Genomic DNA, 19,694 nt, shown 5'->3' with positions numbered 1-19,694 from the left:
CTGCCGGGCGTTCAGCGCCCGGCAGGAACAACAACCAAACGCCGGCAGGCAGCAGCTCAAGCCAGCCTGGCCAGCAGCTTCATGAAAATGGCCGCTTCCTTGGCGGAAAGCGGCGCCAGCGTTTCCTGCGTAATCTCACGGGCAAGCGGAATCAGCCGCTCGATCGCGTCGCGCCCCTCGGCGGTCAGATTGACCAGCAGGCGCCGTTTGTCGACTTCGTGTTTGCTAAGTTCGACAAAGCCACGCGCTTTCAGCCGGTCGATGACGCCCTTCACGGTCGCCGCATCCATGGCGATCAGGCTGCCAAGCTGGTTCTGAGAGGTCTCGCCGACGTCGCGCAATTTGGCCAAAGCGGCAAATTGCGGCGGCGTCAGATCGGCGATGTGTGCGGCGAAGATCGAGACATGGCGCTGATGCGCCTTGCGCAGGATGAAGCCGACCTGCTCCTGCAAGCGATAGTCGTTTTCGTCAGGCTCCTCGGCCTCGACCAGCTTGAGCAGATTGTCCTCGGCGCTCACCGCAGCCCATCCCATGCCTTAATGTCCTTGGCCGCCAGCCCACCCATGCGGTCGTGCACGCGCGGGCCGCAGGTCATGGCGAGGCAAAACAGGATCTCGTCGGGACGGGGGCCATCGCTGGTGCCGATTTCCATGGCATCGAAATGGCTGCGCACATAGGCGGCGTTGATGTGGCCGAGCGGCACATCGAGCCGCGCCCCGAAGCCGCCGACCTTCTTCGCCGAGGGCACGATCGCCTTGGCGTCGCCGAGCCGTTCGCGCATGGCATAGCCGCCCGGCACATGCCACAGCGCGCCATGCTCCAGCTCGCCCGCCATGCCGACGATGGCGCCCTTGCCGTAACCGTCGATCTGTTTGACGTCGCCGCCCAATGCGGCAATAAGCCTGTCGGAGAGCAGCAGCCCGAGCGGCTTCAAATCCTCCATGGCGCTCTGCAGTTCCTCGACGTAACGGCCGGCGAACGGGTTCTTGACCACAGCCATGGCCGCCGCGCGGCGCCGCGGCACCTTCGCCACCGGCCCGCCTTCGTGAAAAATCTCTTCGGTCAGCACGGCGATCTTGCGGATCGGAAACTCAGGCATGAGCAATTTCCCTCTCTAAAACTTTATTGGCGAGCGCCATCGGACCTGCGATGCGCGCCTGACCGCCGAGGAAAAGCGCCGCGGCGGCAATCAGGCCGCGCCGCCGAAACTCCTCGGCAACGGCAAATCCGCCTTCCAGTGCAATAGCGATTTCAGCGGCGGAAAGCAGCCCCACGCCCTGCGTCACCAAACGGTCGCCGAGGTCGCTGTCAGGTGCGAGATCGCGCGCCCGCACGCGCCTAACGGCCGGATGACCGGGCAGATCGACGGCGTTGGCGATCAAGGTCGCGGCGGCATCGGCTTCAGCACCCGTTCGCGCCAGCACCGTGACCGCGTCGGCGATGCCCAGCGAAAAGGAGCGGCCGCGCCAGCCGCTTGTCGCGACACCGCGGATCCCGTCTTCGGGGCGGATCGTGAGACGATCTGCCAACCCATGACCTGTCCCGGCAATGACAAGCGTCATCGGCTGGCCGTGGCCGAGATAGATCGCGCTGTCGCCGCCATTGTTGACATAGGCGCGCTCGAGCCGGCGGCCGGCAAGCAGCGCGCCAAGCACTTCGTCGGCTACCGAGCCGGCGACAGCCGCCATCGGTGTGATGAATTGTTTCGCTAGCGGAACGACCGCCGCTTCCATGCGGCGCGCCGTCGGGCCAGCGAAAGCACGTGGCCGCGAGGCGGCCGGGCGCCGCAGTTCGGGCAACTCTTCGACCAGTTCGGGCAGGATTGTCTGGAAGCGCGCCACTGCCTGGCGATGTGCGGCGCTGCATTCACTCGCCTCGCCGAATGCCTCGACGATCAGGTCGATCGGCCCATGATTGAGGTGAAGCCTCCGGCCGTCCTCGAGCCAATGCGCCTGCGGGCCGTTCATCGCCCGGCCCCGTTTGCGGTCGCGCGACGCAACTGCGCCAGCGGCGGCCAGGGATTGTCACGGGGTGCGGCCGTGCCGCGGCGCGGATTGAGATATTCGCCGCCCTTGGCCAGGATATCGTCGACGCTGCGGATTTCGGCTTCGTAGCCGCCAAGTCTGACATAATCGTCGCGGCGCATGGTGAACTCGATCGGCGCCACCAGCGCCGGCGTCGGCACATAGCCGAAGGCGCCTTCCGGGACGCGGGTGACGTCGACCATCAGCGTGATGCCGCCGCCCGGCCAGACATAGACCGGCGCGCCGCCGACCGTCACGTAGGTCGTCAAGCCCTGCACCGAGCGGGTCAGATTGACCGGGTTCTCGGTGACGCCGGCGCGCAGCGAGCCGCCGGCGCCGCCGACGAAAAGCACGGTGCAGAGCGCCGGCTCGCAATTGTCCTCGATCAGTTCGACCGACTTCCGCAGCCGCTCCGGGAACGGTTTCTGGACCGGCTTCAATTCGTCGTCGAGCTCGTAATAGGCGAATTGCTCACCGGTGGTCGAGACCATCAGCAGCGACATGCCGGGGCGCGCACCCTTTTTGGCGTTCCATTCACCAAGGATCGACAGCGGGTCGGAAATGCTGGTGCCGCCCCAGCCGAGCCCGGGCTCCGACACCTTGAAATAACGGCCCGGCGTCGAACGGCGGCCGATGATCTTGATGCCGGTATCCTGCCAGCCAAGCACCTTGCCGGCCTGATGCTCGGAGACGACGCCGGTGATGTGGTCATCGACCACCACCACCTCGTCGACAAGGCCGCGCCATTGGGTCGCGAACATGCCTATGGTAGCCGAACCGCAGCCGACGCGCATGCGCTGCTCAAGCTTGCCGTCGATGACCGGCGGCTTGCCGGCTTCGACGATGACGGTGGCGCCGCCGTCGATGACGAGTTCAACCGGTTTGCGGTTGCACAGGGCGAGCATGGCGTCGCAGGTGGCGCGCCCTTCACCCTTCGAGCCGCCGGTCAGATGATGTACGCCGCCCAGCGACAGCATCTGCGAGCCGTATTCGCCGGTCGTGACATGGCCGATCGCCTCGCCTTGAGCACGGACCGTAGCCGTTTCGGGGCCGATATGACGGTCGGTGTCGATCTTCACCTTGACGCCGCAATAGGAGAAGATGCCCTCGGTGACGACGGTGACCAGATCGACGCCCTCGACCTCCTGGCTGACGATGAAGGGCGCCGGCTTGTAATCGGGATAGGTGGTGCCGGCGCCGATGGCGGTGACGAAGCGGCGGCCGGTGTTGACCAGTTCGCCGTCCCATGCCTCGCCTTCTTCGGCAAAGGGTACGATTGCGGCGCCGGTCTCGGCCGCGTGGTCGAGGATGGTCAGTGGATCCATCCGCACGATCCTGCCGCCAACATTGCCGTAGCGATCGCAGGCGCCGGTGCGGCCATCGGCGATGTAGCACATGACTGGACAGGCATCGCAGCGGATCTTCTCGGCCACCAGCTTCTCGCCGGGATCGTGGGTCTCGAAGCGTTCGGCAAGCTCGCTCATCGGCGCGCCTCCTTGTCGAGGATGGCGGCGCGGATGCGGGTCGGCGTCGCCGGAATTTTGGTGACCAGCACACCGGTGGCGTGGCGGATGGCGTTGAGGATCGCCGGCGCCGTCGGGATCAGCACATGCTCGCCCAAGCCCTTGGCGCCGAAGGGTCCTTCCGGATCCGGAACTTCTATCAGGATGGTCTCGATCGGTGGCACGTCGCCGATCGTCGGGATCAGATAATCGTGCAGGTTTTCGGTGCGCCCGGGGATGAATTCCTCCATCAGCGCCATGCCGATGCCCTGGGCGATGCCACCCTCGATCTGGCCCTCTGCCAGTAAAGGGTTGATGGCCTTGCCGACATCGTGAGCGGCGGTGATTTTTATAAGCTTCACGGTGCCGAGCCTGAGGTCGACCTCCAGTTCGGCGATCTGCGCGCCATAGCCATAGACGGCATAAGGCTTGCCCTGGCCCTTGGCATCGAGCGGCAGCGTCGGCGGGTCGTAGCTTTCCTCGGCGCGAAAGACAAAGCCTTCGGGGTCTGCCTTCAGCGAGGAAAGATCGACGCGGCGGGTCGCTTCGCCTTCCCTGATGCTCAGGCTTGTGCCGTCCAGCGCAATCGCCGCCTTTTCCGAGACATTGGCGAAACGCAAGATCTCCTCGCGCAAGGCGCGGCCGGCCTTTTCGGCGGCCTTGCCGGTGACGAAGGTCTGGCGCGAGGCCGAGGTCTTGCCGGCGTCGGGGGTGATCGCCGTGTCGGCGCCTTTCAGCATGAATTTTTCGAGCGGAAGACCCAACGCATCGGCGCAGATCTGCGCGATGACAGTGTTCGAGCCTTGCCCGATATCGACCGCACCCTGATGCAGGACGACTTCGCCCGATGCCAAGATGCCGACCTTGATGGTCGACGGATTGGGCAGCGAGGTGTTGCCGCAGCCGTACCAGCAAGAAGCGATGCCGACGCCGCGTTTCTTGATGCTGCTACCGGCATTGAACGCTTCGGCATCGCGAACGGCACGCTGCCAATGTGAACGGAGGGCCTCCAGGCAGTCGGCGATGCCGACGCCCGATTCGAGCCGCTGGCCGGTGACTGTTTCGGATCCGTTCCGAAGGCAGTTTTTCAGGCGAAAGGCGAGCCGATCCATGCCAAGCTCGTCGGCCAGCTCATCATAGAGGGTCTCCTGCATGATCGTCGCCTGCGGCACGCCGAAACCGCGAAAGGCGCCGGCAATCGGGCCATTGGTGTGGATGGCGCGGCCTTCGGCACGATAGTTCGGCGTCGCATAGGGGCCGGAGGCGTGCACCGGCACGCGGTTGGCGACCGTCGGCCCCCAGCTGGCATAGGCGCCGGTGTTGAAATCGCCGGCGAAGACCATGCCGGTGACGCGGCCGTCGGCATCGGCGCCGATGCTCGCTCTCATCAGAGCCGGATGGCGCTTGGTGGTCGAGATCATCGATTCGGTGCGGCTGTAGGCGAGCGCCGCCGGCCGGCCGGTTTTCATGGCGACGAGGCCGATGAGCGGTTGCAGCGAGACGTCGAGTTTGGAGCCGAAGCCGCCGCCGGTGGCGGTCGGCACGATGCGCACCTTTTCCGGGGCAAGGCCGAGCACTTTTGCCGTGTCGTCACGGTCCATATAGGGCGCCTGCGTGCAGGCGACGACGACCAACGTGTCGCCGTCCATGAAGGCATAGCCGGCTTCCGGTTCGATATAGGCGTGCTCGACATAGGAGGTGTCGATGGCGCCGGAAACGACGAAAGCCGCACCGGCAAGCGCGGCTTCCGGGTCGCCACGCTCGACGAAGCCGGAGGTGAGCAGGTTCGAGGGCCGGTTTTCATGGACCAGTTGCGCACCGCCGGCCTGCGCTTCGCCAGTTTCCAGAAAATGCGGCAACTCTGTCCAACTGACAGGAAAATCGGCAAGGTCGAGATCGAGGATAGCCTCGCGTTCGCCGGCAACCAGCGCCACCGCCTCACCGCGAAAGCGCGAAACCCCTTCGGCCAGCGCCGGCTGGTCGGCGAAGGGCGCGATGACGCCGAAACAATTCTTTCCCGGAATGTCGGCGGCGGTGAAGACGCCGGCAATGCCAGGACGGGATTTCACCCAGCTGCCGAGATCGCCAAAAGTGAAAGCGGCATGATAATGCGGCGAGCGGACCACCAGCACCGACAACGCGTCGGCCGGGAATGAATCACCGCCGAATTTTTCGTCGCCGGTGACTTTCGGCAGGCCATCGAGGCGGATCGGGGAGGAGCCGACGGCATGACCAGAGGATGGCATGCGCTGATCGAGGCCGTCGGTGTGGCGCCAAGCATCCATCACCGCGGTGACGATCTTGCGGTAGCCGGTACAGCGGCAGAGCACGCCGCCCAGTGCATCCTGCGTTTCGGCCTCGCTCGGGCAAGGCGTCCTGTCCAGGAGTGCCGTTGCCGCGACCAGCAGGCCGGGCGTGCAGGCGCCGCATTGCGCTGCGCCATGGCTGAGGAACGAAGCCTGCAGCGCCGACAACCGGCCATTGGCGAGGCCTTCGACTGTCGTCACCACGGTGCCGGAGGCGGAAGCCGCGGGCATCAAGCAGGCGCAGACCGGCTCGCCGTCGACCAGCACCGTGCAGGCGCCGCAATCGCCGGCATCACAGCCGATCTTGGTGCCGGTCAGCCGCAACTCGTCGCGCAGCACCGCGGACAGCCGCCGCACCGGCGGCACACAAACGCTGACGGCGGCGCCGTTGACTTCGAAGGCGATGTCGGCGCGCTCCATGCCCATCAGGCCGCCGCCCTTTCGTCGGGAACAGCGCCCATCGCACCAAGCACGGCGCGGGCGACGATCTCGCGCGCAGCGTCCAGCCGATATTCGGCGCTGCCGCGCACGTCGCCGATCGGCGACAGCTCGTCCATCGGTGCGGATTGGATCGCAGTGGCCAGCGCGTGGCCGACGGGCCGGCCGCGTAGCGCCGCCTCGACACCCGCCAGGCGCCTGGCGACAACCGAGCAGGAACCGACGGCGACGGCCGCGTTCCTGACCATACCATCTTCGACGGCCAGGCGTGCGGCGGCCATGGCGATGGAGATGACGAGATAACGCCGCGCGCCGAGTTTCACGAAGGCGGAGCTGCCGGCGGTCGCGGGTTTGGGAATGCGGATTGCCGTGACCATTTCGCCGGGCTGCAGTGCGGTGCGACGGTTGCCGAGGATGAATTCTGCAAGGGGCAGATGCCGGGTCGCCACAGCGGAACGCAGTTCGACTTCGGCATCGAGCACCAGCAGCGCCGGCACGCCGTCGGCGGCCGGCGAGGCGTTGCAGAGATTGCCGGCAATCGAGGCAACGTTCTGGATCTGCACCGAGCCGACTTCCCGCGCCGCCTGCTTCAGCGCGTCGAAAGCCGCCGGCAGAGGATGGCGGACGAGATCGGTCCAGGTGGTGCGCGCGCCGACGAGCCAATGGTTTTCGGCTTCGGCAATGCCGCGCAATGCCACCAGGCCATTGATATCGAGGACATTGTCGCGGAAAGGCTTGCTGCCCTGTGCCGGATAGAAGTCGGTGCCGCCGGCGAGGATGCGCCATTGCCCTTCGCCCAGCAAAGCGAGGGCGTCGTCGACCGTGGTGGGTTTTGCGTAACGGATCACGCTTTGCCTTCCCAGAATGGGCTTCCCGAGAGGGGATCCTGCCGAAAGATTTTCCCGAGCATTCAAGGCAGGAAATTCATTCGTATGCAAATGATATCAAGCCGGCAGGAATTGTCAAAGCCAGAGTTTGCACGGCTGTTGGCCCCGGTGCACCCGGAACGCATTTGTTATGCCATGAGAGGTTGACGCAGCCGGCCATCTGGTCAAGTTTCTGCGTCCGGTCGCGTTTTCATTGGAGCCTAAGCTCAAGACCAAGAAAATAAGGAGGCTCCATGGCCGACGAAGCGCTTGTCGTTATCGACCTGCAGAACGATTTCTGCCCGGGTGGCGCCCTTGAAGTGGCCGGTGGCGACGAAATCGTGCCGTTGGTCAATGACCTAATCCGGCGGACCGAGCACGTCCTGCTGACGCAGGACTGGCACCCTGCCGGCCATTCGAGCTTTGCCTCCAGCCACCCCGGCAAGCACCCGTTCGAAACGATCGACGTGCCTTATGGCCACCAGACGCTGTGGCCGGATCACTGCATCCAGGGCAGCCTGGGATCGGATTTCCATTCGGGCCTCGCCTGGAGCAAGGCCGAGTTGGTGATCCGCAAGGGGTTCCGTCCTGCGATCGACAGCTATTCCGCATTCTTCGAGAACGACCGGACGACGCCGACCGGCCTTGCCGGCTATCTCCGGGATCGGAACATCGAGACGCTGACCCTGGTCGGCCTGGCGACGGATTTCTGCGTCGCCTTTTCGGCGCTCGACGCGGTCAAGCTCGGTTTTGAGACGTCCGTGCGGCTCGACGCCTGCCGCGGCATCGATCTCAACGGCTCCGTGGAGAGGATGCTGGGCCGGATGCGCGATGCCGGCGTGACACTGATTTGAACGTCATCCAGCCGAACCTGACAGACTTTTGAGGGGCTTCATGCGGTTTGCGGCGTTGACGGCAAGTGCTGCACTTATTGCAGCAATCTTTTCTCCGAATGCGGTTCTCGCGGCCGAAGCGCACGAATTGCCGGGCGCCGCCATGTCGCTTTGGTGGGTGCTGCCGTTTGCCGGGCTATTGCTTTGCATCGCGACCGGCCCGCTGCTGTTCCATCATGCTTGGGAGCACCATTACGGCAAGATCGCTGCCTTCTGGGCAGCGTTGGTGATCGGGCCGCTGGCCATCGCCTTCGGCATCCCGTCCGCCACGCAGGCAGTGCTGCATGCGCTGCTCACCGAATACATGTCGTTCATCATCCTGCTGTTTGCGCTGTTCACCATTTCGGGCGGTATCTTCGTTGCCGGCAACATACACGGCACGCCGCTGGTCAATGCCGGGCTGTTGCTGGGAGGGGCGCTGCTTGCCTCGATCATTGGCACAACCGGCGCCTCGATGATCCTGATCCGGCCGCTCATCCGCGCCAACGACAACCGGCGCTTCAACGCCCATGTCGTCATCTTTTTCATCTTCCTGGTGTCCAACATCGGCGGGTCGCTAACGCCGCTGGGCGATCCGCCGCTGTTCGTCGGCTTTCTGCGCGGCGTCGATTTCTTCTGGACGACAGTTCACCTGCTGCCCGAGACGCTGTTCGTCGCCGGCGTGGTGCTGGCTGTTTTCCTGGCGATCGACATCATCATGCATCGCCGGGAGGAAGGCGCGCCGAAGATCAAGGATCCGACGCCCGACAGCAAGGTGCGCATTCGCGGCCTGGCCAACATCCCGCTGCTGGCCGGCGTAATCGCCGCGATCCTGATTTCCGCTGCCTGGAAGCCGGGAGTGAGTTTCTCATTTCAGGGTGTCAGCCTCGAGCTGCAGAATCTGGTGCGGGACGCCGCCATCCTGATACTGGCCTTCACTTCGCTTGTCGTCTCGCCGAAGGAGTTTCGCGGCGCAAACGCCTTCAACTGGGGGCCGATTGCCGAGGTGGCGAAGCTGTTCGCCAGCATCTTCATCTGCATCGTGCCGGTCGTCGCCATATTGCGGGCCGGGCTCGATGGCGCGCTGGCGCCGTTGGTACTGCTGGTCAGTTCGCCGACCGGCGCGCCGGACAACCTTGCCTATTTCTGGCTGACCGGAGCGCTGTCGTCCTTCCTCGACAATGCGCCGACCTATCTGGTGTTCTTCGAGCTGGCTGGCGGCGATGCGCAGCATCTGATGACCGAGCTCGCCTCGACGCTGGCGGCGATCTCGGCAGGCGCGGTGTTCATGGGCGCCAACACCTATGTCGGCAATGCGCCGAATTTCATGGTCTATGCCATTGCCAGGCATCGCGGCATCAAGATGCCGAGCTTCTTTGGCTATATGGCATGGTCGGGCGCGGTGCTGATCCCGACATTCCTGCTTGCCGGCTTGCTGTTCTTTGCCTGATCATCCGACGCCGACATAGCGACGGACCGCGGAGGGATCGGAACGCAGTTCCTCGACATCGACCGTCTCGCGGTCGCGGCCGTTTTCGATGAAACAAACGCGGTCTGCGACCGACAGCACGGCATCGACGCGCTGCTCGACAAGAATTGTCGACACGCCAAGCGCACGCAGCTTCGACACGGTTTCCCGGATCTTGGCGATCATTGACGGCATCAGCCCTTCGGTCGGTTCGTCGAGCAGGAGCACCTGCGGTTCCAGACACAGGGCGCGGGCCATGGCCAGCATCTGCTGCTCGCCGCCGGACAGCGTGCCCGAACGCTGCCTGAGGCGCTGGCGCAACAGCGGGAAGAGATCGAGCACGTTTTCGCGCGTCGCCTTGCCCTTGTTGCGGGCCATCAGGCCGATATCGATATTTTCCGCCACCGTCATCTCGGCGAACAGCCGCCGGCCCTGCGGCACGTAGGCGACGCCGGCCTTGGGCACCTCGTGCGCCGGCAAGCCGCTCAATTCCCGCCCTTCGAGCCTGATCGAGCCGGAGCTTACCGGCACCAGGCCCATGATTGCCTTCAGCGTCGTCGTCTTGCCGGCGCCGTTGCGGCCGAACAGGCAGAGCACTTCGCCCTCGTTCAACACAAGATCGAGGCCATAGAGCACCTGGACCTCGCCATAGAAGCAGTCGACCCCGGAGATCGTCAGTGCCTTGGACTGGGCCTCAGCCATGGGTCGTCCCCAGATAGGCGTCCTGCACCGCGGCATTGGCGCGGATCTGCTCGGGCGTGCCTTCAGCCAAGATCCTGCCGGCGTTGAAGACGGTGATGCGGTCGGCGAGCCGCATGACCACCGGCATGTTGTGCTCGATCAAAAGCACGGTGGCGCTATCGGCGATCTCGCGCACCAGCTCGATGAAATTGTCGATCTCGCTGTCGGCAAGCCCTTGCGTCGGTTCGTCGAGGATCAGCAGCCGCGGCTTCAGTGCCAGTCCCATTGCCACTTCCAGCAACCGCTGGTGACCGTAGGACAATTGCCCGGCAGGCATTTGCGCCCGGTCGGCAAGGCCGGTGCGCTCGAGAGCCGCCATGACGCCGGTGTGAACCGCGCCCTTCGAGCGGCCGTCGGTCAGCGTGCGCTGCACCGGCAGGGCAACATTGTCGTAGGCGCTGAGATTGGCAAAGACGCTGGTGATCTGGAACGTATAGGCGATGCCGAGGCGAACCCGGGCGTAGGCAGGCAGGCTGGTGATGTCGGCGCCGTCGAAGACGATCATGCCCGACGAGGGCTGGATGCGGCCGCTGACCAGGCTGACGAAGGTGGTCTTGCCGGCACCGTTGGGGCCGATAATGGCGCGAATCTCGCCCGGTATCAGCACGAAGTCGACGCCGTCGACGGCACGCAAGCCGCCGAAACTGCGCGACAGGCCTTTGGTGGTGAGCAGCGGCATCATGGCAACCACCCGAGCCAGCGCTGGCGGATGCTGCCGAGAATGCCTCTCGGGAAGAACAGCACCAGCAGGATGAGCGCTATGCCGACGACCAGCAGATAGGCCGAGGTGTAGCCGCTGGCGACGTCGATGACATAATACATGAACAGCGTGCCGATCAGCGGACCGAGCGTGGTGGCGGCACCGCCCAGCAGCACCCAGAGCAGCGGCAGGATGGAGTATTGCACCGAGGCGAAGCTCGAGCCGACATAGCCGAACAGCAGCGCATAGGCCGCGCCGGAAGCCGCGCAGATGCTGCCGGAGATGACGACGGCGGCGAGCTTGCTGGAGAATGTGTCGTAGCCAAGCATCTTGGTCCGCTCCTCGTTCTCGCGGATGGCGACCAGCACGCGACCGTAGCCGGAGCGGACTATCGCCAGGCTTATGAGCAGCACGATCGAGAACAGTGCCAGCGCGCTCATATAGCGCACGGTCGGGTTGGTGAGGTCGAGTGACGTGCTGCCCAGGACAAGGACACGCATCGGCTGCGGCACGACCATGCCCTGGTCGCCACCGGTCCAGGCAGCGAAATAAAGAATGACGAGATAAAATACCTGAGCGAACATCATGGTGACGATCATGAAGGCGACGCCGGAGGTGCGCAGCGCCAGCAGCCCGATCACCAGCGCGAGAAGCGCGCCGTAGGCAAGCCCGGCTGCGAAGGCGGCCGGTACGCTCCAGCCGAGATGGATGACGGCAAGGCCGGCGCCATAGAGCCCGGCTGAAAAGAACATGGCATGGCCGAGGCTGAGCAGCCCGACATAGCCGAACAGCAGATTGTAGCCCATGGCGAAGACCGCCAGCACCATGATGCGGGCGAGCAGGCCGTGATGGTATTCCGGCAGGACGAAGCTAAGCCCGAAAAGCAGGGCGATGACGCCGAGGTGCAGCGCATATGGCTTTGCCGGCGAAGCATCCTTCATCGCGATGTCGTCCCGAATAGGCCCTGCGGCCGGAACACCAGCACCATGGCGACGAGCAAGGTGGCGATGATCTTGGCCAGCGTCGGTGAGAAGAACACCGAGATGATGCCGTCGGAAAGGCCGATCAACACCGCGGCGACGACCGTGCCGCGCAGCGAGCCGAGGCCGCCGATGATGACGACGATGAACGACAGCAACAGCGGGTCCTGTCCCATCAGATAGTGGGCCTGGCTGATCGGCACGATCAGCACCGCGGCGACAGCAGCCAGCATGGCGCCGAGCGCGAAAACACCGGCATAGACTCTGGTCACCGGGATGCCGAAGGCCTGCGCCGTCTCGCTGTCATATTGCGTGGCGCGCATGACGAGGCCGATTTTCGTGCGCGTCAGCACCAGCCAGGTCGCGACCAGCAGCAGCGCCGACGCGGCGATGATCGACAGCTTGTAGCCGGAATAGCCGAACCACGGCAGGAGGATGCGGTAGCTGAACGGCGGCTCCACCGGCCGCGCCTCCGGGCCGTAGAAGGTCAGCGCCAATTGCTGGATGATGTAGAGCATGCCGATGGTGGCGACGATGGTGGCTTCCGGATTGTAGTTGAGCCGGCGCAGCACCAGCCGTTCGGCGAGCAGCGCGATCAGGCCGACGATCAGCGGCGCCAGCACCAGGGCGGCCAGGAAGCCGAGCGCCGGATGGCCGGATATCGCCGTTGAGATCGCCCAGGCAAGCACCGCGCCCAGCATGAAGAACTCGCCATGCGCGACATTGACGACGCGCATGACGCCGAACACCAGCGACAGCCCAAGCGCCGTCAGCGCCAGCACGGCGGAGGTGACGAGGCCTTCGAGGGCGGCGAGGAGCAGGTGAGGTCCGAAGTGCATCGCCTAAGCACCGGCGGATGCGCGAAGCACCCCCCTCTGGCCAGAGGGGGGTATCTTGGCGCTCACGCTTGCTGCAGCAGCCAAGCTCACAGCGTCTGCGTCGTGTAATCCCCCTCAGGCTCGTAGAGGCCGTCCTCGATCTTGGTCTTGTGGACGACATTCAGCCGGCCGCCTTCGACCTTGGAGATGTTCTGGATGCCAAAGCACTGGTGGATCTTGCCGTTGAAGGTTTTCGGCCCCTGCGGATGCTCCGGCCCCTCGGCGAACTCGGTCAACGCCTCGGTCGCCTCGACCAGCTTGGCGCGGTCTTCCGGGCCCTTGTAGCCGGCATCCTCCATCGCCTTCTTGACGACGTAGAGCGTTTCCCAGCAGCCGAACATATGCGCGGCGGTGGAGACGTCCTTGGGGTCGCCGACGGCGGCACCATTGTCGTCGATGCCGACGGCGGCGCGGTAGGCTTTCTGCGCAGGGGAGTCATCGGGCTGCGCATAACGCGGCGAGCCTTCCCAGAAATGGCTGCCGTCGAGGAATTCGAGGCCGGGGCTGTTGATGTCGGTGGCTTCGAGCGAATCGATGAAGCCGAACAATTGCGGCCGATTGGAGCCGTAGAACTCGCCGAGCTCCTTGACGAAGGTGAGCACCGCCGGGCCGACCATGACGTGGTAGATCACCTCGGTCTCTGCGGGGATCTGCGGGAAATATTTGGTGAAGGAGGATTCCGTCGGCGGAATCGCGATCTGCGCAATGACCTCGGCGCCTTGCGCCTTCAGGGCCGGCGGCAGGTAGTCGCGATGGTCGTAGCCGAAAGCGAAATCGGGGAAGATCTGCGTCACCTTCTTGCCGGCATTGGCGGCAATCCACGGCGCCATCGACTGGATCTGGCTCTTCACATCGGTGATGCCGGGCTGGAAGACGTAGCGGTTCAACTTGGTCGAGGCGACGTGGTGGCCTTCGCTGACAACGAAATAGGGCATCTTGGCCTCGCCGGCGGCCGGCGCCGAGCCGATGACGACATGCGAAAACAGCGTGCCGTAGACGATATCGGTCTTGTGCTGAGAGGCGAACTTGCCGACGACTTCGGCTCCCCGGCCGGGATCGGTGCCGTCATCCTCAATGATCACCTCGACGGGTCGGCCGTTGATGCCGCCGGCATCGTTGATCGCCTTGACGGCAGCCGCTGTGGTCTTCTCGTACCAGCGGCCATAGGCGGCGCCGATGCCGGTGCGGTGCGACTGGAAGCCGATCTTGATCGGCGCCGAGTTCTGCGCCTGGCTGTAACGCACGAAACCCGGCGCGACGGCAAGACCGGCGCCGGCGGCAAGGCCCTTCAGCGCCGTGCGGCGGGTGAGAGCGGATCTGGAGAGATCGAAAAACCCATTCTTGTCAGTCACGGCAGTTCCCCTTGTTTTTGAGCTTTGACCAATGGCTGTAGCAGGCAGGCCACTCTTGTTAAGAGGGGCGAAAATTGCATGTGTACAAACTAAATCACCAAAGCTCTGACGTGGCAAGCGAGCTTTCCCCAAGGTTCGATTGACGGCCATCGCACACCTCGTTCATCCGGCGCTCGGCGTCGCAAGCAGCCATAGGCCGAGGACGGTGTAGGCGATCATCAGCACGGTGAGCGGGAACTGGCTGAGCGCGGCGCGAGCCGGAATGGCGTGCAGCCGCCAGGCCAAGCCATGGGCGACAAGCACAGCAAGCATGTGGCCGCCAATGATGACGCCGGCCTGGAGGTTCCACAGCCACCACGCCGAGCCGGCGCCGGCGACAACGCCGGCTTCAATTGACATGTCTGCGGTACCGAACAGGTTCCAGCCAAACGCAAACGGGTCGGAGAGAGCGGCAATTGCATATTGGCCGTCGACCAGCAGCGCCGTCAGATAATGCGCGAAGTGGTAGGCGAGCGCGATCGGTACGATCGACCAGGCCAAAAGCCCGGCGGCGTGACCGAGCGAATGGTTGCTGCCGGCAAGGTGCTGGCCAAGAAAGACGGCTAGCGCGAACACGGCCGCAAGCACGGCAAAGCTCAGCACAAGACCGAAACTGCCGATGCCGATCAAAGCGGTGCGTCCAGGAAACTCCAGCGGATTGATGCCGAACCAGCCTAGCCAGAAGAAGGTTTTCGACAGGCCGTCGAAGGACACAGACGACAGCGCAAGCAGCAGGAAAGCGACGCCGCTGAGCGGTAGCGGCGCGCCACCGAGCAGCTTGGCACCCGGCCAGCAGAGTTTGAGCCGGCCGTCTTCGTTGCGCTCGATGATGGCGAAGTGCGCTACCATGGAAAAGAACACCGTCAGGAACTCACCGCGCAGGCTCCAGTCGCGATATCCGAAGACCTGCATGGCGGCAAAGGTCAGCAGCCAATAGGCGCCGGCGGCCCAGGCCAGCCGCGCCGGATCGTCGGGCGCAGGGTCGATCAGCTCGAACCAGGCGAAGGCGAAGAACAGCAGGAAAGCCGGCCAATAGCCGAGCCGTTGGGGGAGCAGATACGGCTGCGTTCTGCCGGACAGGCGCGAGGCGACGCGGCATGGCCCGTACCAGGGGTTGAGCCACGACCAGAGATCGCCGGCGAGCCCCTGCAACAGAGCCAGGCCAACCCAGAGCAGCGTCCATACGGTCAGCGGCAGCGGATTGGAAAGCGGATCGCGGCTGCCGAACAGGCCGGCGGCAATCAGAATTGCAAAGCCGGCAAAGGATACCAGGCTGACGGCAGTCCGCGCGCCGTCGCCGAAGGCAAAAAGCGGCAGGCGTTTGCGCCAGAAGCGGTCGAGGGGGTCCGGCGGCAGTAGAGCCAGGACAAGGAAGCTGGCGGCAACCGCGAGCGCGCCACCGACGACGTAGTAGCCGGTGGGAAGCAGCAGGACATGGCCGCGGTCGGAGGCGTGGGCGAAGGCGGGCGTGGATGGGAATGCCAAGGAAGCGACGAGGCCGGGAAAGGGCCTGATTGCCGAAATGCAGCGCTCTACAGCGCCCCCCTCTGTCCTGCCGGACATCTCAAGCGGGGAGATCGGCGGTTCCGCCGTCGGCTCTCCTTCTGCAACTTCAGCAATTGGCGAAAGCAGCAATGAGGGCGCAATCTCCCCCCTCGCGGGGGAGATGTCCGGCAGGACAGAGGGGGGCGCGAAGGAACTCATACTGCGCAAGAGTTCCCCTACCTCACACCTTCACCAACTGCTCCACGCGGTCCTTCTGGCCGAAGATGCGCAAATAGCGCTCGATCTCTTTCTCGTCGCCTGTCGACTTGGCCGGATTGTCGGAAAGCTTGACCGCCGGCCTGCCGTTGGCTTCGGTGACCTTGCAGACCAGCGAGATGGCGTCTAGCCGGTTGGTCTCGGTCGGCGCGCAGCCCTCGAAATCGTTGGTCAGGTTGGTGCCCCAGCCGAAGGACATGCGCACCTTGCCGCGGAAGTGGCGGTAGGTTTCCTCGATGGTCTCGACCTCCAGCCCATCCGAGAAGATGAGCAGCTTCTGCTTGGGGTCCTTGCCCTTTTCGCGCCACCAGGAAATGATTTTCTCGCCGCCTTCGATCGGCGGCGCGCTGTCGGGGCGGAAGCCGGTCCAGTCGGCGACCCAGTCCGGTGCATCGCGCAGGAACGCCGCGGTGCCGAAGGTGTCCGGCAGTACGATCAGCAGGTTGCCGCCGTAGTAGCGCTGCCAGTCCTGCAGCACGTTGTAGGGCGACCGTTTCAATTCCTTTTCCGAATTGGTGAGCGCGGCGAACACCATCGGCAGTTCATGCGCGTTGGTGCCGAGCGCCTCGAGATCGTTGTCCATGGCGAGCAGCACGTTGGAGGTGCCAGTGAAGGCCTCGCCGATGCCCTCCTTCAACGCTTCGACGCACCAGCGCTGCCACAGGAAAGAATGACGGCGGCGGGTGCCGAAATCCGAGATGCGGATGCCGGGCAGCGCCTTCAGCCGCTCGGTCTTGGCCCACATCTTGGCCTTGGCGCGGGCATAGAGCACGTCGAGCGCGAACGGCCCGAACGCCCGCATGGCCGCGCGAGATCGAAGTTCATTGATAATTGCCAGCGCCGGGATCTCCCACAGCGTCGTGTACATCCACGGACCGCTGAAGGCGAGTTCGTATTGGCCGTCGCGCTTGGAAAGCTCGTATTCGGGCAGCCGGAAATTTTCCAGCCAGGCCAGGAATTCCGGTTCGAATATCTGCTTGCGGCCATAGAAGGTGTTGCCGCCGAGCCAGATCATCTCTTTCTTAGAGAAGCGCAAGGTGCGGGCATGGTCGAGCTGCTCGCGCAGCTCCGTCTCATCGATCTCCTCGGCAAGGCGGACCGAGGTGGTGCGGTTGATCAGCGAGAAGGTGGCGTCGACCTTGGGATACATGCCCCAGATCATCTGCAGCATCAGAAGCTTGTAGAAATCGGTGTCGAGCAAGCTGCGGACGATCGGGTCGAGCTTCCAGGTGTGATTGTAGACGCGCCGCGCTATATCGGTCTTTGCCATCGCTTAATGCGCCTTCGTTGCTCGCTCTAGCTTTTGTCTAGCGCAATTCCGGACGGAAAACCGCTGCGCACTTTTCCTGGAATTGCTCCAAATGCCTCTTAGCATCGAATTTTTGAACGCGCCTCCCGCTTTGCGGGCTGGCCCGACAAAAAGAAGCCCCTGCTGCAAGCGGCGCCTACGGCAGTTTCCGCCTCAGGATGCGGTCTTGGCGCCGACCACCTTGAGCGCCGGACGCTTGCGGCGAATGCCGATGCGGCCTGCCACCGGTGCGTCAGCGCGGCGGTCGGCCTGTTCTTTCTCGGCAAACAGCCAGTCGATGAACAATTGCACGATCGGCGCCGACCGCATCTCGTTGCGGCAGACGACGTAGAAATCGTCGACGGCCGGCACGGAAAGACTGAACGGGGCGACAAGCAGGCCCCTGGCGAGCAGTCCGCTTGCCGTCACCGTATCGCCGAGCGCCACGCCATGGCCGTGAACCGCGGCCTCGGTCGCCATCCGCGCATCGCCGAGATGATGGCGACGGCCGCGCTCGAGGTCCAGCGCGTCGGCGGCGGCCAGCCAGGTATGCCATTCGCGGCCGTCGTCGCCATGCAGGAAGACGTGATCGGCGAGGTCGCGGACGGTGCGGATCGGGCGGTTGTTGATCAGCGTCGGGCTGACCACCGGGAACAGTTCGAGGCCCGACCATTTGCGCATCCAGCAGTCGGTCCAGCTGCCGTCACCATAGTGCACGCAGACATCGATGTGCGGTGCGCGGACGTCCTTGGCATCATTGGATGGGATCAGCGTCAGCCTGATATCCGGATATTGCGAGGTGAAGCTGCCCAGCCGCGGGATCATCCACAGCAACAGTAGCGCCGGCACGCAGGATACAGAGAGAACGCCGGTGCTGGCCGGTCTCGTCATGCGCTGCGTGGCGGCGGCAATGCCGTCGAAGGCGGTCGACACCGCCGGCAGCAACTCGGCGCCGTGCGGCGTCAGCTTCACCCGCTGACCGGCACGCTCGAACAGCTTGACACCCAACGATTGCTCGAGCGCCTTGATCTGATGGCTGATGGCGCCGTGGGTGACGTTGAGCTCAGCCGCCGCCTTGCTCAGCGAGGCGTGGCGCGCCGTCGCCTCGAAGGCGCGCAGCGGGTTGAGCGGTGGCAAACGCTTGGCCATTTGGACCCTAGGCTCTGTGAGATTTTCTCACAGATAACACGCTAACAATATCAATTGATTTTTCAATGCAGCTACGGGACACTTTGCCCAGGCATTGCATCAAGACGTGAAATCTGCAGGCAGCCGGCGGCTGCGGCTATCGAGGCCGCCGCCCGCGCGCCGCACCAGCCATGGAGGACCGACATGGGTTACGACCGCGGCAAGCTCGAAGCGTTGCGCCGCAAATACGGCGAGAGCCATGGCGGCGAAATGTTCGACCCGAAATTCCAGCGTGTCGCCGACAAGATCTTCTCCAAGACCGGCACGCGACTGGCGCCCTATTCCGGCATCCCGACCTTCCTCGCGGCGCCCTATCGTGAAATCGCCGCCGACAATCCGGATTTCGGCGATCTGCAGGTGGCGATGATCGGTGTGCCGATGGATCTGGGCGTCACCAACCGGCCGGGCGCCCGTTTCGGGCCAAGGGCGTTGCGCGCCATCGAGCGCATCGGCCCCTACAATCATGTGCTGGAATGCGCACCGACGCATGAGCTGAAGGTCGCCGACATCGGCGACGTGCCGTTCCAGAGCCGCTACCGGCCGGAGACCAGCCATGACGACATCGAACGCCGCACCAACCAGATCGTCGACGCCGGCGTCCTGCCCTTGTCTGTCGGCGGCGACCATTCGATCAGCCACCCGATCCTGAAGGCGGTCGGCAAGAAGGCGCCGGTGGGCATGATCCATATCGACGCTCATTGCGATACCAGCGGCCTGTTCGACATGACCAAGTTCCACCATGGCGGGCCGTTCCGCAACGCGGTGCTGGACGGCGTGCTCGACCCGAGCCGCACCATCCAGATCGGCATTCGCGGCTCGGCCGAATATCTGTGGGAGTTCACCTATGAGTCCGGCATGACCGTCGTGCATGCCGAAGAGGTGACCGGCCTCGGCATTCCCGCCATTATCGAGAAGGCGCGCAGGATAGTCGGCGACGGCCCGACCTATGTCTCCTTCGACATTGACAGCATCGATCCGGCCTTCGCGCCGGGCACCGGCACACCGGAAGTCGGCGGGCTGACGACGCGCGAAGTGCTCGAGCTGCTGCGCGGCCTGAAGGGACTCAACATCGTCGGCGGCGACGTGGTCGAGGTGGCACCGCAGTACGACGCGACCACCAACACGGCGCACGCCGGCGCGCAGGTGCTGTTCGAGATCCTCAGCCTGATGGTCTTCAGCCCGGCAATCACCGGCAAGGCGGGCTGACACGCTCGACCATGATCCCGAAAGTGGGAACTGGTTTTCGGAGAAGATCATGGTCCACTAGAGAATCCAAAGGCGACCGCCGCGC

Annotated in this window: 17 protein-coding genes; 3 read left to right on the top strand and 14 right to left on the bottom strand. The window is 64.4% G+C overall.

All coding sequences use genetic code 11. The features are described 5' to 3' along the window. Positions 1-56: 56 nt before the first annotated feature. The 6 genes from NKH59_RS14585 to NKH59_RS14560 are packed head-to-tail and all read right to left on the bottom strand — an operon-like array spanning position 57 to position 7,118. Complete coding sequence (locus NKH59_RS14585; RefSeq protein WP_352970341.1) at positions 57-518, bottom strand: MarR family winged helix-turn-helix transcriptional regulator; 462 nt, start codon at positions 516-518, stop codon at positions 57-59. After that, a complete protein-coding gene (locus tag NKH59_RS14580; RefSeq protein WP_352970199.1) occupies positions 515-1,099 on the bottom strand; it encodes an amino acid synthesis family protein in 585 nt (194 codons plus the stop codon). Before NKH59_RS14580 ends, NKH59_RS14585 begins: the two co-directional genes overlap by 4 nt. Beyond that, positions 1,092-1,967 (bottom strand): UPF0280 family protein, encoded by an 876-nt coding sequence (locus tag NKH59_RS14575; protein WP_353022215.1) that lies wholly within the window; start codon positions 1,965-1,967, stop codon positions 1,092-1,094. Before NKH59_RS14575 ends, NKH59_RS14580 begins: the two co-directional genes overlap by 8 nt. Continuing rightward, positions 1,964-3,508: a 6-hydroxynicotinate reductase gene (locus tag NKH59_RS14570; RefSeq protein WP_353022213.1), complete on the bottom strand. Its 1,545-nt coding sequence runs from the start codon at positions 3,506-3,508 to the stop codon at positions 1,964-1,966. Before NKH59_RS14570 ends, NKH59_RS14575 begins: the two co-directional genes overlap by 4 nt. Continuing rightward, positions 3,505-6,258: a molybdopterin-dependent oxidoreductase gene (locus NKH59_RS14565; protein ID WP_353022211.1), complete on the bottom strand. Its 2,754-nt coding sequence runs from the start codon at positions 6,256-6,258 to the stop codon at positions 3,505-3,507. The genes NKH59_RS14570 and NKH59_RS14565 overlap by 4 nt, the downstream gene beginning before the upstream one ends. Continuing rightward, positions 6,258-7,118: an FAD binding domain-containing protein gene (locus NKH59_RS14560; RefSeq protein ID WP_352539932.1), complete on the bottom strand. Its 861-nt coding sequence runs from the start codon at positions 7,116-7,118 to the stop codon at positions 6,258-6,260. The genes NKH59_RS14565 and NKH59_RS14560 overlap by 1 nt, the downstream gene beginning before the upstream one ends. 272 nt (positions 7,119-7,390) lie before the next feature. Between NKH59_RS14560 and pncA the strand changes: the two genes are divergently transcribed. Both pncA and NKH59_RS14550 read left to right on the top strand, forming a co-directional pair. Further along, a complete protein-coding gene (pncA, locus tag NKH59_RS14555) occupies positions 7,391-7,990 on the top strand; it encodes a bifunctional nicotinamidase/pyrazinamidase (protein ID WP_023676971.1) in 600 nt (199 codons plus the stop codon). 40 nt (positions 7,991-8,030) lie between these two features. Further along, the gene (locus NKH59_RS14550; RefSeq protein WP_352539931.1) at positions 8,031-9,458 is read left to right on the top strand and encodes a sodium:proton antiporter; all 1,428 of its coding nucleotides are present in this window, start codon (positions 8,031-8,033) and stop codon (positions 9,456-9,458) included. Here NKH59_RS14550 and NKH59_RS14545 read toward each other — a convergent pair whose 3' ends face one another. The 8 genes from NKH59_RS14545 to gcvA all read right to left on the bottom strand — a co-directional run bounded on the left by NKH59_RS14545 (position 9,459) and on the right by gcvA (position 18,364). Then, the gene (locus NKH59_RS14545; protein WP_352744239.1) at positions 9,459-10,178 is read right to left on the bottom strand and encodes an ABC transporter ATP-binding protein; all 720 of its coding nucleotides are present in this window, start codon (positions 10,176-10,178) and stop codon (positions 9,459-9,461) included. Next, a complete protein-coding gene (locus NKH59_RS14540; protein WP_353022209.1) occupies positions 10,171-10,899 on the bottom strand; it encodes an ABC transporter ATP-binding protein in 729 nt (242 codons plus the stop codon). Before NKH59_RS14540 ends, NKH59_RS14545 begins: the two co-directional genes overlap by 8 nt. Beyond that, positions 10,896-11,858: a branched-chain amino acid ABC transporter permease gene (locus NKH59_RS14535; protein ID WP_352819612.1), complete on the bottom strand. Its 963-nt coding sequence runs from the start codon at positions 11,856-11,858 to the stop codon at positions 10,896-10,898. Before NKH59_RS14535 ends, NKH59_RS14540 begins: the two co-directional genes overlap by 4 nt. Further along, positions 11,855-12,736 carry a branched-chain amino acid ABC transporter permease gene (locus NKH59_RS14530; RefSeq protein WP_352455934.1) on the bottom strand — a complete coding sequence of 294 codons (882 nt, stop codon included), beginning with the start codon at positions 12,734-12,736 and terminating at the stop codon, positions 11,855-11,857. Before NKH59_RS14530 ends, NKH59_RS14535 begins: the two co-directional genes overlap by 4 nt. Before the next feature lie 86 nt (positions 12,737-12,822). Beyond that, complete coding sequence (locus NKH59_RS14525; RefSeq protein ID WP_352472378.1) at positions 12,823-14,127, bottom strand: ABC transporter substrate-binding protein; 1,305 nt, start codon at positions 14,125-14,127, stop codon at positions 12,823-12,825. A gap of 162 nt (positions 14,128-14,289) precedes the next feature. Continuing rightward, positions 14,290-15,729, bottom strand: a complete 1,440-nt coding sequence (locus NKH59_RS14520; protein ID WP_353022207.1) for a hypothetical protein — start codon at positions 15,727-15,729, stop codon at positions 14,290-14,292. Positions 15,730-15,892: 163 nt separating this feature from the next. After that, on the bottom strand, positions 15,893-17,197 hold the full coding sequence (gene pncB / locus NKH59_RS14515; protein WP_352472380.1) for a nicotinate phosphoribosyltransferase: 1,305 nt from the start codon (positions 17,195-17,197) through the stop codon (positions 15,893-15,895). A gap of 192 nt (positions 17,198-17,389) precedes the next feature. Further along, complete coding sequence (gene gcvA, locus NKH59_RS14510; protein WP_023676980.1) at positions 17,390-18,364, bottom strand: transcriptional regulator GcvA; 975 nt, start codon at positions 18,362-18,364, stop codon at positions 17,390-17,392. 183 nt (positions 18,365-18,547) lie between these two features. On the opposite strand from gcvA, the gene speB reads away from it, so the two are divergent. Next, positions 18,548-19,609 carry an agmatinase gene (gene speB, locus NKH59_RS14505; protein WP_353022205.1) on the top strand — a complete coding sequence of 354 codons (1,062 nt, stop codon included), beginning with the start codon at positions 18,548-18,550 and terminating at the stop codon, positions 19,607-19,609. Positions 19,610-19,694: the final 85 nt, after the last annotated feature.

The sequence above is a fragment of the Mesorhizobium sp. M0998 genome (assembly GCF_040318885.1).
GTDB lineage: Bacteria > Pseudomonadota > Alphaproteobacteria > Rhizobiales > Rhizobiaceae > Mesorhizobium.
The sequence above is the reverse complement of the archived record's forward strand: the minus strand, read 5'-3'. Positions and strand labels throughout refer to the sequence as shown.

Bases quoted from the DNA above. Each gene is read 5' to 3' on its own strand.
- NKH59_RS14580 (WP_352970199.1), bottom strand. From the start codon at position 1,099: ATGCCTGAGTTTCCGATCCGCAAGATCGCCGTGCTGACCGAAGAGATT.
- NKH59_RS14575 (WP_353022215.1), bottom strand. From the start codon at position 1,967: ATGAACGGCCCGCAGGCGCATTGGCTCGAGGACGGCCGGAGGCTTCAC.
- NKH59_RS14570 (WP_353022213.1), bottom strand. From the start codon at position 3,508: ATGAGCGAGCTTGCCGAACGCTTCGAGACCCACGATCCCGGCGAGAAG.
- NKH59_RS14565 (WP_353022211.1), bottom strand. From the start codon at position 6,258: ATGGGCATGGAGCGCGCCGACATCGCCTTCGAAGTCAACGGCGCCGCC.
- pncA (WP_023676971.1), top strand. From the start codon at position 7,391: ATGGCCGACGAAGCGCTTGTCGTTATCGACCTGCAGAACGATTTCTGC.
- NKH59_RS14550 (WP_352539931.1), top strand. From the start codon at position 8,031: ATGCGGTTTGCGGCGTTGACGGCAAGTGCTGCACTTATTGCAGCAATC.
- NKH59_RS14545 (WP_352744239.1), bottom strand. From the start codon at position 10,178: ATGGCTGAGGCCCAGTCCAAGGCACTGACGATCTCCGGGGTCGACTGC.
- NKH59_RS14540 (WP_353022209.1), bottom strand. From the start codon at position 10,899: ATGATGCCGCTGCTCACCACCAAAGGCCTGTCGCGCAGTTTCGGCGGC.
- NKH59_RS14535 (WP_352819612.1), bottom strand. From the start codon at position 11,858: ATGAAGGATGCTTCGCCGGCAAAGCCATATGCGCTGCACCTCGGCGTC.
- NKH59_RS14530 (WP_352455934.1), bottom strand. From the start codon at position 12,736: ATGCACTTCGGACCTCACCTGCTCCTCGCCGCCCTCGAAGGCCTCGTC.
- NKH59_RS14520 (WP_353022207.1), bottom strand. From the start codon at position 15,729: ATGTCCGGCAGGACAGAGGGGGGCGCTGTAGAGCGCTGCATTTCGGCA.
- pncB (WP_352472380.1), bottom strand. From the start codon at position 17,197: ATGGCAAAGACCGATATAGCGCGGCGCGTCTACAATCACACCTGGAAG.
- gcvA (WP_023676980.1), bottom strand. From the start codon at position 18,364: ATGGCCAAGCGTTTGCCACCGCTCAACCCGCTGCGCGCCTTCGAGGCG.
- speB (WP_353022205.1), top strand. From the start codon at position 18,548: ATGGGTTACGACCGCGGCAAGCTCGAAGCGTTGCGCCGCAAATACGGC.